The sequence below is a fragment of the Streptomyces sp. XM83C genome (assembly GCF_023072675.1).
In the GTDB taxonomy this organism is placed as follows: domain Bacteria; phylum Actinomycetota; class Actinomycetes; order Streptomycetales; family Streptomycetaceae; genus Streptomyces; species Streptomyces thermocoprophilus.
In genome coordinates, this window is sequence record NZ_JALLGL010000219.1 from 1 (window position 1) to 10,440 (window position 10,440).

The following is a 10,440-nucleotide window of genomic DNA, read 5'->3' on the forward strand; positions in this document are numbered from 1 at the left end:
GCCGCGTCCATCACCTCCCAGGCCCTCAACGTCTGCGGCGGCCTAGAAGTTGCCCAGGCCGCCGCAGACGTTGAGGGCCTGGGAGGTGATGGACGCGGCGGCGTCGGTGGCCAGGTAGCCGACCAGTCCGGCGACCTCCTGGGGGGTGGCGTAGCGGCCGAGCGGGATCTTGGCCTGGAACTTCTTGAGGATCTCGTCCTCGGTCGTGCCCCAGGCGTCCGCGTAGCCCTGCCGCACCCGCTGCGCCATCGGTGTCTCGACGTAGCCGGGGCAGACGGCGTTGACGGTGATGCCGGTCGGGGCGAGCTCGTTGCCGAGCGCCTTGGTGAATCCGACGACGCCGTGCTTGGACGCCGAGTAGGGGGCGCCCAGGACGACGCCCTGCTTGCCCGCGGTGGAAGCGATGTTGATGATCCGGCCGCGGTCCTTGGCCCGCATGCCGCCGGTCGTCAGCACCTCACGGGTCATGCGGAAGACGCTGTTGAGGTTGGTGTCGATGACGTCGTCCCACAGCTCGTCGGTGATGTCCGCGGTGACGCCGCCGCCGGAGCGCCCGGCGTTGTTGACGAGCACGTCGACGGTGCCGAACGCGGCGACGGCACTGCGCACGAACTCCTTGACGCTGTCGGGGTCGCGGACGTCGAGCTGCCGGCCGTCGACGTCGAGGCCCTCCTCGCGCAGCGCCTTGGCGGTGCGTTCGACGTTGTCGGCGTTGCGCGCGCCGATGAACACCCGGTGGCCCTGCCGGGCCAGCAGGCGGGCGACCTCGAGGCCGATGCCGCTGGTCGCGCCGGTGACGAGGGCGACCCTCGCGGTGGTGTCGGACACGGTGTACTCCCCTCAGGCGGCCTGGGCGCCGGACAGGGCCAGCTGGGCGTTGACGGCGTCGATCAGGTGACGCGGCGTCAGGTCCTCGCTGAGGTCGTCGTCGTCCAGGACGATGCCGTACTCGCGCTCGATGCGACCGCCGGTCTCCAGCAGGGCGATGGACTCGTAGCCGAGCACCGCGAACGCGGTGTCCAGAATGTCGCCGTCGAGGTCGACGTTCTCGTCGGCGCCTGCGGCCTCCAGGAGGATCCGCCGGAGGTCCTCAAGGGTGAACTGGCTGATGGCCATGGGGTGATTCCTTCGCTCTCGGGGGTGGTGCCCCTGCTGATCTGTGGGGTGGGTCGCGGGCGGAGTGCCCCGGTGTGACGGCGGTACGGCGGCTCCGCCCTGCTCAGGCGGACGCCTCCCACCGGTAGAAGCGCTGTGCCATGGCGTCGGCCGGGGAACGCCAGGTGGCGGGGTCGTAGGGCTCGATGAACGGCTTCAGGTCGTCGCTGATCCGTACGAAGCGCGGGTCGTCCTTGGCGCGCTGGATCAGTTCGCCGCCGTTGTCCTCGTCGAAGTCCTGGAGGTGGAAGTAGAGGCCGTTGAAGGCGAACAGCTGGCGCCGGCGGGTGCCCATGCGGTGCGGCATGTCCGTCGCGTCGAACTCGGCGAACAGCTTGGCAACGTCCGCGCTCGAACCGGGCGCCATACGGGCCACGATCAGCGTGCTGTGCATAGGTTCGCTCCTCGGGGTGCGCGGGTCACTCGCCCGCGGCGCGGGTGTGCACCACGCGGTAGGTGTTGGAGTCGCTCTCGATCGTCAGCTCGGCGATGCGCTCGTCGTTGGCGCGGCGGGCCTCCGGCTTGTCGGCGTGGGGCAGGCCGCGGAAGGCGTCGTAGCTCTCCTTGCTGTCCCACTGCGAGTACACGACGACGAAGGCGCCCTCGACGAACATGGCGCGCAGGCCCTTGAAGACGGCGTGCGAGCGGTAGCCGGGCACGTCCACCAGCCAGTGCCGGTCCTCGCCCAGGAGCTTGATCAGGTCGGCCTGGTCGGCCTCGGCGACGCGGTGGACCTCGATGGCGGTGTAGTCGTCGCGGTCCGGTGAGACCTCGATGCGGCCTCCCAGATCCGGGTGGGTCTGGGTGAAGACGATCTCGTTCTGCAGCAGCCGGATCGCCGTCGTGATCTCGCGGAAGACGGGCAGCGTGCGGTGCTTGAACTCCTCGCCGGCGTACCGCTTCTCCAGGTCTTCGCCGCTGCGCCACTGGATGAGGTTGGCGGTGCCGGGGCTGTCCTGGCCGGCGTGCACGGTGGAGGAGATCCATCCCTCGTAGGCCGCCGCGTTGACGATCTTGCCCATCTCGGTGAGCAGCTGGTCCTGGTGCTCGGGGGTGTCGGTGGTGAACAGGTTGAGGACGGTCAGGTAGTTGTCCTCGGTCGAGATGATCGGCATGGTTCCTCGCTTCTCGGGGATGGACGTGCGGTGGGAGGGCTCCGGTCAGGCGGCCGGGCCGAACCAGCGGTCGAGCGCGACGGTGAGCGGCATGCCGCTGGTCGCGGCGCCGGGGCCGTCGTGCGGGCCGCCGATCCAGGCGATGTAGCCGTCGGGGCGGACCAGGAGGGCGCCCAGGCCGGCGTCGTCCTCGGAGCCCTGGACGGTGACGGTGTCGACCCGGTCGGACCAGCCGCGGGCCGCGGCGCGCAGGTCAGCGCTGTCGGCCAGGTCGAGCAGCAGGCCGCGTCCGGAGCCGAGCAGGGACAGGACGCTCAGCTTGACGCCGTCGCGGGTGACCTCCCGGTCGGCGAGGCGTCGGCCGAGCAGCGGGTGGTCGCCGCCGACGTCGTGGCGGATGTCGAGCCCGGTCACCATGCCCACCAGGTGGCGCTGCACCTCCTCGTGCCGCACCAGCTCGGTGAACACCTGGCGCAGCGGGTCGACCTCGTCACCGCCGAGGTAGAGGGTGCGCTGGGCGAGGGTGTTGGCGAGGATGCGGGCGCCGACCGGGTGGCGTTCGGTGTGGTACGTGTCGAGCAGCGTCTCAGGGGCCAGGCCCTTGAGGTGGAGGGCGAGCTTCCAGCCGAGGTTGACGGCGTCCTGGATGCCGGCGCTCATGCCCTGGGCGCCGATCGGCAGGTGGATGTGGGCGGCGTCGCCGGCGACGAAGACGCGGCCCTTGCGGTACTGGGCGGCCTGGCGGCTGACGTCGGTGGTGGAGGACACCCACAGCGGTGTGGCGCCGCTGATGTCCTCGCCGCACAGCCGGTGGAAGGCCTCGGCGACCTCATCGAAGGTGATGGGGGCCGGGCCTGTGCGCAGCGGCTGGGCGCGGTCGTAGTAGATGACGCGGGCGCGGTCCGGTCCGAGCGGCAGCACCATGACCATGCCGCCGGGCACCGGCTCCCCGCTGAAGCGGGGGCGCAGCTGTACGCCGGCGATGTCGGCGAAGCGCAGCTCGACGGTGGGCGCGGTGCCGGGGAAGTCGATGCCGGCGCGGGTGCGCACCACACTGCGGGCGCCGTCGCAGCCGACGGCGTAGCGGGCGCGCAGCGTGCCGGTGCCGTCCTCGGTGGCGACGGTGACGGTGACCCCGTCGTCGTCCTGCACCAGGTCGGTGACCTCGACGCCGCGGCGCACCTCGACACCGCGCTCGGCGATCCAGCCGGCCAGCATGCCCTCGGTGCGGGACTGGGGGATGCCGCGGGCGCCGTAGGAGCCGCCGGGAACGACCCGGTAGTCGAGCGGCACACCGCCGAAATGACCGAAGGGAATGACGTCGACGTCACCGAGTCGGGAAATGAGATCGCGCTGAGCGAATTCCTCGATCGTCCGCGCGGAAAACCCGAGGGCACGGGATTCCCTGATCGGCTGGGCGAGCCGGTCTACGATCAGGACGGAAACTCCATGGAGACTCAACTCGCCCGCGAGCATGAGTCCGGTGGGTCCTGCTCCCACTATGAGCACGTCCGCGTCAAAGGTATTCATCTGCCCTCTCCCGACTGGTGTTTGACGAGTATTGCCGGGCCACGGGAGAACGGTAAAGACAATGCGGTACAGGCTTCGCGCAATCCGTTACAGAACTCCGTCGGGAATGTCAGATCTTCCGCAGGAACCTGGTCCCGCGGGCGCGCCGGCGCCATGCTCGGGCGGTGACTTCCATTCCTTCCGCCGTCCCCGCCGCGACCGCCGACACCGTCGACGCCGCTCTGGTCGGGGAACTGCTGGGTCGTTACCTGATCGCACTCGACGACGAGGAACTCGACGACGCGTGGGCGCGGAGCCTGTTCACCGAGGATGCGGTCGTCACCTTCCCGATGAGCCGCCACGCGGGGTGCGCCGGGCTGGCCGAGTGGCACCGCGCCTCCCTCGCGGCGTTCGCGCGGACCCAGCACCTGGGCTCGCCGCCGGTGGTGGCCGTCGACGGCGACCGGGCCGTGTTCCGCGCCAATGTGCTGACCACGCATGTCCACCATCCGGGCGGTGACCGGCCGGCCCTGTTCCGCGCGGGCACGCTCACGCGCGGCGCGGCCCGCAGGACTCCGGCCGGCTGGCGCATGACCGAGCTGTCGTTCCACGTCCTCTTCACCGAGGGCGAGCCCCCGTCCCGCACCTGAGTCACCGGCCCCGAGACCCGCGGGGTCAGATGTCCGCTCCCCCGGTGTCCTGCCCGGGCGAGGTCATCGCCGTGAGCAGGCGCCGGTCCAGCATGGTGCCGACCGAGGTGTCGCCGGCCGGGTCGAGCCCGGCGTCGTGGCAGGCCGCGCTGATGAGGTAGCGGCCCAGCACCAGGTGGGTGGCGAACGCCCACTCGTCGCCGAGGGCCTCGGTGCCGTCGGGGGTGCGCAGGCCGCCGGGGCCGAGGTCGAAGCCGAACTCGGTGAAGGGCAGCCGCATGCCCTGCCCGAGCGCCTTGGTGTACGCCTCCTTCAGCGTCCACAGACGCAGCAGGCACGCCGCCCGCTGGCCGGCGGGCAGCGCGTCCAGCTCCGCGGCCTCCACGGGGGTGCAGATGCGGTTCCGTATCAGGTCGAGGTCGAAGCGCCGGTCCGCGCGCTCGGCGTCCAGGCCCATCCGGCCGAGCCGGCTGATGCCCACGGCCATCAGCTCACCGGTGTGCGTCAGACCCACCTCCACCTGGTCGAGTCCGCGCAGGTAGGGGCGGCCTCCGAGCCGGTAGGCGATGTCGATGTCCCCGGGGTCGATGCCGAGCGCGGCGGCTGCCGTGTACTTGATGAGCAGCCGGGAGGCGGCGAACCGGCAGCGGACGACCGGGTCCTGGGTGTCGGCGTAGCGGTCCCAGTCACGTCCGAGCAGGGCCCGCAGGCGCGGCGTGGTGAGCACCGAGGGCAGCCACTCGGTCCACGTCGCGTACGCCACGGTGGCCCCCCGGTCCAGGAGGTTCTCCCGGACCCGGAGCCAGGAGCTGTCGGGACGCGGAATGTGCACGGGCGGCGCGACGGCGCAGCCGTGCGCGGTGGCGACGGTACCGAGGCCGCTCGCACCGTGCGGCGCGACGGGAACACCGGCACCTGTCCCGTCCCGGTCGCGGGCGTCGCCGTTGCGCGGGTCGGTGGGCTCGATGGGCTGCATGGCGTTCGCCTCCTTCTGTGGTCCTTGCGGCCCGGCGGTCGCTCGGGGCGCCGGGCGGGCGCCTGCGGGCGTCAGGGCGCCCCCCACAGGCACCGAATCGTTTCTGTCGTGGTGGGGTCTCACGCGAGCCGCATCCCGTACAGGTCGAAGCTGCGCCCGCGCCGGTACCGGTCCACGAGCCCGGCGGCAAGGTCCAGCGCGACGCCGTCCGGCAGTTCGGGCACCTCCAGGCCGAGGCGGCGGCCGAACCGGCTCAGCGCGAGCAGCGCCCAGTCGGGTTCGGCGAGCAGGGCGCCGTCCGCCGCCGAGGGGCCGGCGTTCTCGCAGACGGCGAGGCAGGCGGCGGCGGCGAGCAGCAGGCAGTACCGGTCGACGAGGACGTAGGAGGCGGCGGGCGCCATGGCGTCCGGGCGCCCGGAGAGCGTGGCGCACCGGTCGGCCAGGCTGTGCACCTCCGCGGCGAAGGCGCGGGCCAGGTCGGCGAGCGCCGCCCAGCGCGGCCCGCGGGAGCGTCGACCGTCGAGCCGGGCGGCGGCGCCGAGCAGCGCGGCGAGCAGGCCGTCGCAGCCGCGCTGCGGGTCGGAGGGCTCGGCGGCGAGCCGGCGGAAGTCGAGCGGGGAGCTCGGGGCACCGGGGGTGAACAGCGCGGCGGGCGCCTCGTGTCCGCTCTCGCCGCGCCAGGCGGCGTGGGCGAGGGTGCGCAGGTGGGGGACGAGCACGGCCTGAGTGTCGGCGGTCCCGGCGTGTCCCAGCCCGGCGACCGGCAGGTCGCGCACGAGCTTCTGGAAGCCCCCGTAGGCGGGGCCGCGCTCGTAGCCGCGGGCGCCGAGCACCGCGGCGAGGTCGTCGAGGTCCTCGTGGAGGAGCGCGGACACGGCGTACTTGACGGCGGCCGAGGGCACGAGGGCGTGCTCGGGAGCCAGGTCGAGCAGCCGCAGTCCGGTGACGGCGAGGCTGTCGCAGGCGAGCAGGTCGGCGAAGACCCCGGCGAGCACTCGGCCGCGGCGCCCGCGCAGCACGAGGCCGCGGCGGGACTCGCTGACCGCGCGGACGGCGTAGCGCAGCGCGCTGTCCATTCCGCCGACCAGGGCGCCGCCGGACACCAGCGACCGGCTGACCTGGAACGTGCGCAGGGACAGGGAGATCCCTTCGCCGAGTTCCCCGATCAGGGCGTCGGCGGGGACGGGGCACTGTTCGAGGTCGAGTCCGGCGTAGTGGGCGCCGCGCATGCCGTGGGTGCGGGCGCGCGGCAGCCGGTGCACGGCGTGCGCCGGAAGCCGGTCGGTCTCCAGCAGGAACGCGGAGTGGCTGTCGGGCCCGTCGCCGGGGGCGGTGCGCACGTAGGCGACGAAGGCGTCGGCGCGGTCGGCGTTGATGACCACCTCCTTGCGGCCGTCGACGACGTAGCCGCCGCCCGGCGCGGGGCGCGCGGTGTACTCGCCGCGCAGGATCGCGTTGGCATGGGCGAACTCCCGGTGCAGGATGGTCATCCGGCCGCCGCCGAGCAGTCGCCGCGCGGTGTCCCGGCGCTGGCGTCCGTCGCCGGCGCTCCACACCACGGACGCGGCGAACAGGGCGGTCATTCCGGCGCCGAAGCCGAGGGCCACGTCCCGCCGGAACACCGGCCGCAGCACCTGCGCGAGCCCTTCGACGCCGTCGAGGCGTCCGCCCAGTTCCCTGGGCACGAACTCCGCGGCGAGGCCGTAACGGTTGAGCAGTTCCTCGGTGGCCGCGGGCGCCTCGCGCCGCTCGTCGGCGGCGAGCAGTGCCCGCTGGCCGTGCGGGTTGTCGTCGGCGAGGGGATCGCCGAGCAGGTCCTCGACGTACTGGGCCCGCGCGGCACCGTCGGCGGGGAGCCGGCCGGGGTGGCGGGGGGCGGGCCGTGCCGGGGAACCGGGTGCACCGGTGTCCGCGGTCAGGCTGTCATGCACGTGGGACCTCCAACGTCGGCCCGCCCGGCCGGTGCTGGACGGGCGCCTTCAGCGCGATGGGCAGGGGTGCGGCGGCCGGGCCGGCCGCGCGGCTCAGACCCCACGGGCCAGTGCGCCCTCGGCGTGCTCCCTGGCCAGCCGCAGCGCGGCGGCGCTCTGCCCGGCGAGCCGTGCGCGCAGCGCCTCCCGCGCGTGGCGTACCGCCTGCGCGCCCTCGCCGTACCGCTGCCGTACGCCGTCCTCGTCGAGCACGGCGTGGTGGCGCGCGACGACGGTGACGCCCGTGCCCCAGGCGTCGGGTTCGACCGACCACTCCCCGGTGTGCGCGGCGAGCAGGGCGGGCTGCTCGGTGTCCCGGATGTCCTTGTAGACGATGCGTCCGGCGTGCGGGAAGCCGATCCGCACCGATTCGGTGGTGCGCGTCGTGCCGTCGGCCGCGCGCAGTTCCACGGTCATCAGCTGTACACCGGGCGCGCTCTCGGTCAGGTCGATCCTGGTGGCCCCGGGCACGGCGTCGGCCCGGTCGCCGAAGCGGTGCAGGAACGCGTAGACCGGCTCGACGGCCGCGTCGATGTGCGCCGACTCCTCGAAGGACAGCACGAGGTCGTCCAGGCGGCGCCAGCGATCGGCGAGCTGCCGGAGGTTGTCGAGCGCCGCACGGGTGTTGGCGGCGGTGGCCCGCTTGACCCAGTCGACGTCCGCGCGCGCGTTGCCCGTGACGACGAAGTCGTTGCGCAGGGTGACAAGAGACCGTTCGGCGCCGCGCGGCTCGACGGTCCAGCTGCCGCCCATGGAGGTCACGGGGCGGGGCAGCACTTCCTGGCGGAAGTCGATGCGGTGGGCCACGGGGTCCAGGACGCGCCGCGTGGTCCAGGACCTGATCTCGCCGTTGGCGGTGACCCACATCCGCAGCCGCTCCGACTCCCCGTCGAACTCCAGTTGTTCGACGTGGATTGTGGGCGGCAGGAATACGGGCCAGCGCAGGGCGTCCGCGATCAGGCCGTAGAGCACGCCGGCCGGGGCGTCCACCTCCGCGTGCTGGGCCATACGGTGCACAGGCGCGAGGTACATCCACCACACCCCTCTTCTCGGACGTCCGGAAGGCCGGCTGCGGGGCGCCCGCGGCCGGCACGGCCAGTACAGGCTCGTTATGGACTGTGTCCCGATCGGGTGGAGGACGTCTCGTACGCCGCTCGACGGTCGCTCGAATCAGCAGGACGGTGTGACGCGCCGGTGCGCGGGCTGCTTCCGCTCGATGCCGGCTCGTTCCGGACGCGACCGGCCGGAGCCGGCACCGGCATCGGCACCGGCCGGGAGGGGGCGCCGGCCGGAAGGGCCCGGTACGCCCCGCTCCAGCGAATGTCAGGCATTTCACGAGCGGCCGTACCGAGCCTGGCGGGCGTCGTACGACGGTCCGCGCCCGAAGGAGTGGTGATGGCGTTTCACGGTGCCCGGCGCGTGCGGCGCGCCGTACGCGCTCTGGCGGCCGGCGTGTGGGAGTGCCTGGTGTCCTTCGGAAGTCTCCAGGCGGCGGGCGGGTTCGGCCAGGACGACGGCGCCCGGCCGCTGTCCGAGCCCCCGCCCGGTCACCCCGAGCGCCTGCGCCCGGACGTGCCCATGACCGCGCTGGAGCGCGCCCTGCTGAAGGAGCTGGACCCGGCCGACTGACCCACCGGGCGGCGGCGCGGGATCAGGCCGCGTACAAGTCGAAGGTGGACGTGCGGCGCGGGCCGCAGACCACGTCCAGCTGGGGGTCGACGGCGAGCATCGCCTGGTGCAGCCGCTGCAGTTGCGGTGAGGGCTCCACGCCCAGCTCGTCGACCAGGCGGCGGCGCAGCCGGTGGTAGACGTCGAGCGCGGCGGCCTGACGGCCGCAGCGGTACAGCGCGACCATGGCCTGGGAGTGCAGCCCCTCGTGCTCGGGGTGCCGGGCGGTCAGGTCCATCAGTTCGGCGGTGACCTCGGCGTGCCGGCCGAGTCTGAGGTCGGCGTCGATGCGGCGCTCCCGGGTGACGAGCCGGCTCTCCTCCAGCCGCATCGCCTCTATCTGCAGCACCGGCCCGACACGTACGTCGACCAGGGCGGGTCCCTGCCACAGGTCCAGCGCCTGGCGGTAGGCGCGGGCCGCCGATTCGTCGTCACCCTTCTCGAACGCCTGCTGGCCCTCGGCGACGAGGCTCTCGTACGCGTGGACGTCGACGGCTTCGGCCGGTATCTGCAGCAGGTAGCCACCGTGCCGGGTGGCGAGCACGTCCTTCGCGGTGCCGGGGGCGCTGGGCCCCATGGCGGTACCGAGCCGGCGCCGCAGCTGGAGTATGTAGGTCTGCAGGGTGGTCAGGGCGCTCTGGGGCAGGTCGGTGCCCCAGATCTCCTCCATGAGCGTGGGCACGGGCATGACCCGGCCCGGGTAGAGGGCCAGCAGGGCCAGGATCTGGCGCGGCTTGCCCGCGGTCGGGACGATCGACATCCCGTTGACGTCGGCAGTCAGTGGACCCAGAACACGAATCTTCATGGTTTCCCTCCCCGTACCTCAACGGCTGCGCTCGGTTTCCGCTCCGATGTGCGAATCGGTGCCGAGATTCGTCGATATTGCGCCACGCGGGTACCGGATGCTTGTTCCCGCGACAAATGCGCGAGGCGCACCGTATCCCTCTGCGACCCGCTCCTCTCAGGTCGTCGAGGAGTCATTGAGCGGCCTTCGTGCCATCCCCTTTTCCGACGGCTGTGGAGCCGTCGGCGCCGACGGTGATCCGCGGACGCCGCATGACATTCACTCGGAGTGTCCCGGACCCGCGCTGGAGCCGGAATCGAATATGCCCGACCGTTCAACCGGGGAGTCCGGGGCGATGGGCGGGGAAATCGCCATTTCACCTTTCGTTTTCCCCGCCCACCGAATCGGAGCACCGGGCGGAACCAACCCGGGAATTACTGTGTGCGGCCTTGCGCGCGCGTCTGCGCAGGTCCCACGCGCTCTGCCGGATGTGCGCGTACGGAGGCGTCCGGGGGGCCGCGGCGGAGATGCCGCGTGGAGGTGCGGGGAGGCGCCGCGCTCGGCGGGGCCTGTGGACCCGTCGGTGCGGCTGCATGACGGGCGGGCCGGGAGG

At 72.8% G+C, this 10,440-nt stretch carries 11 protein-coding genes; 2 read left to right on the plus strand and 9 right to left on the minus strand.

The window, feature by feature from the left end:
• Nucleotides 1-42: 42 nt before the first annotated feature.
• From fabG to MTQ10_RS21980, 5 genes are all read right to left on the minus strand, one after another.
• On the minus strand, nt 43-828 hold the full coding sequence (gene fabG, locus MTQ10_RS21960; protein WP_247471129.1) for a 3-oxoacyl-ACP reductase FabG: 786 nt from the start codon (nt 826-828) through the stop codon (nt 43-45).
• Nucleotides 829-840: 12 nt separating this feature from the next.
• The gene (locus tag MTQ10_RS21965; protein ID WP_247471131.1) at nt 841-1,116 is read right to left on the minus strand and encodes a phosphopantetheine-binding protein; all 276 of its coding nucleotides are present in this window, start codon (nt 1,114-1,116) and stop codon (nt 841-843) included.
• A 103-nt stretch (nt 1,117-1,219) separates the two neighbouring features.
• On the minus strand, nt 1,220-1,549 hold the full coding sequence (locus MTQ10_RS21970; protein WP_247471133.1) for a TcmI family type II polyketide cyclase: 330 nt from the start codon (nt 1,547-1,549) through the stop codon (nt 1,220-1,222).
• Between the two features lie 25 nt (nt 1,550-1,574).
• Nucleotides 1,575-2,270, minus strand: a complete 696-nt coding sequence (locus MTQ10_RS21975) for an antibiotic biosynthesis monooxygenase family protein (protein WP_247471136.1) — start codon at nt 2,268-2,270, stop codon at nt 1,575-1,577.
• A 45-nt stretch (nt 2,271-2,315) separates the two neighbouring features.
• Entirely contained in the window at nt 2,316-3,800 is a 1,485-nt protein-coding gene (locus MTQ10_RS21980; protein WP_308404588.1) for an FAD-dependent monooxygenase, read from the minus strand.
• Nucleotides 3,801-3,964: 164 nt separating this feature from the next.
• Here MTQ10_RS21980 and MTQ10_RS21985 point away from each other — a divergent pair, with 164 nt between their 5' ends.
• Complete coding sequence (locus tag MTQ10_RS21985) at nt 3,965-4,429, plus strand: nuclear transport factor 2 family protein (RefSeq protein ID WP_247471138.1); 465 nt, start codon at nt 3,965-3,967, stop codon at nt 4,427-4,429.
• 25 nt (nt 4,430-4,454) lie between these two features.
• Here MTQ10_RS21985 and MTQ10_RS21990 read toward each other — a convergent pair whose 3' ends face one another.
• From MTQ10_RS21990 to MTQ10_RS22000, 3 genes are all read right to left on the minus strand, one after another.
• A complete protein-coding gene (locus MTQ10_RS21990; RefSeq protein ID WP_247471141.1) occupies nt 4,455-5,405 on the minus strand; it encodes a 4'-phosphopantetheinyl transferase family protein in 951 nt (316 codons plus the stop codon).
• Between the two features lie 119 nt (nt 5,406-5,524).
• A complete protein-coding gene (locus MTQ10_RS21995; RefSeq protein ID WP_247471144.1) occupies nt 5,525-7,336 on the minus strand; it encodes an acyl-CoA dehydrogenase in 1,812 nt (603 codons plus the stop codon).
• 93 nt (nt 7,337-7,429) lie between these two features.
• Complete coding sequence (locus MTQ10_RS22000) at nt 7,430-8,407, minus strand: aromatase/cyclase (RefSeq protein ID WP_247471147.1); 978 nt, start codon at nt 8,405-8,407, stop codon at nt 7,430-7,432.
• 363 nt (nt 8,408-8,770) lie between these two features.
• Between MTQ10_RS22000 and MTQ10_RS22005 the strand changes: the two genes are divergently transcribed.
• Complete coding sequence (locus tag MTQ10_RS22005) at nt 8,771-9,004, plus strand: DUF6059 family protein (protein ID WP_247471151.1); 234 nt, start codon at nt 8,771-8,773, stop codon at nt 9,002-9,004.
• A gap of 22 nt (nt 9,005-9,026) precedes the next feature.
• Here the strand turns inward: MTQ10_RS22005 and MTQ10_RS22010 are convergent, their stop codons facing one another.
• Nucleotides 9,027-9,848 carry an AfsR/SARP family transcriptional regulator gene (locus MTQ10_RS22010; protein WP_247471154.1) on the minus strand — a complete coding sequence of 274 codons (822 nt, stop codon included), beginning with the start codon at nt 9,846-9,848 and terminating at the stop codon, nt 9,027-9,029.
• Nucleotides 9,849-10,440 lie beyond the last annotated feature (592 nt).

Bases quoted from the DNA above. Each gene is read 5' to 3' on its own strand.
- MTQ10_RS21980 (WP_308404588.1), bottom strand. From the start codon at position 3,800: ATGAATACCTTTGACGCGGACGTGCTCATAGTGGGAGCAGGACCCACC.
- MTQ10_RS21975 (WP_247471136.1), bottom strand. From the start codon at position 2,270: ATGCCGATCATCTCGACCGAGGACAACTACCTGACCGTCCTCAACCTG.
- MTQ10_RS21970 (WP_247471133.1), bottom strand. From the start codon at position 1,549: ATGCACAGCACGCTGATCGTGGCCCGTATGGCGCCCGGTTCGAGCGCG.
- MTQ10_RS22000 (WP_247471147.1), bottom strand. From the start codon at position 8,407: ATGTACCTCGCGCCTGTGCACCGTATGGCCCAGCACGCGGAGGTGGAC.
- MTQ10_RS22005 (WP_247471151.1), top strand. From the start codon at position 8,771: ATGGCGTTTCACGGTGCCCGGCGCGTGCGGCGCGCCGTACGCGCTCTG.
- MTQ10_RS22010 (WP_247471154.1), bottom strand. From the start codon at position 9,848: ATGAAGATTCGTGTTCTGGGTCCACTGACTGCCGACGTCAACGGGATG.
- MTQ10_RS21990 (WP_247471141.1), bottom strand. From the start codon at position 5,405: ATGCAGCCCATCGAGCCCACCGACCCGCGCAACGGCGACGCCCGCGAC.
- MTQ10_RS21965 (WP_247471131.1), bottom strand. From the start codon at position 1,116: ATGGCCATCAGCCAGTTCACCCTTGAGGACCTCCGGCGGATCCTCCTG.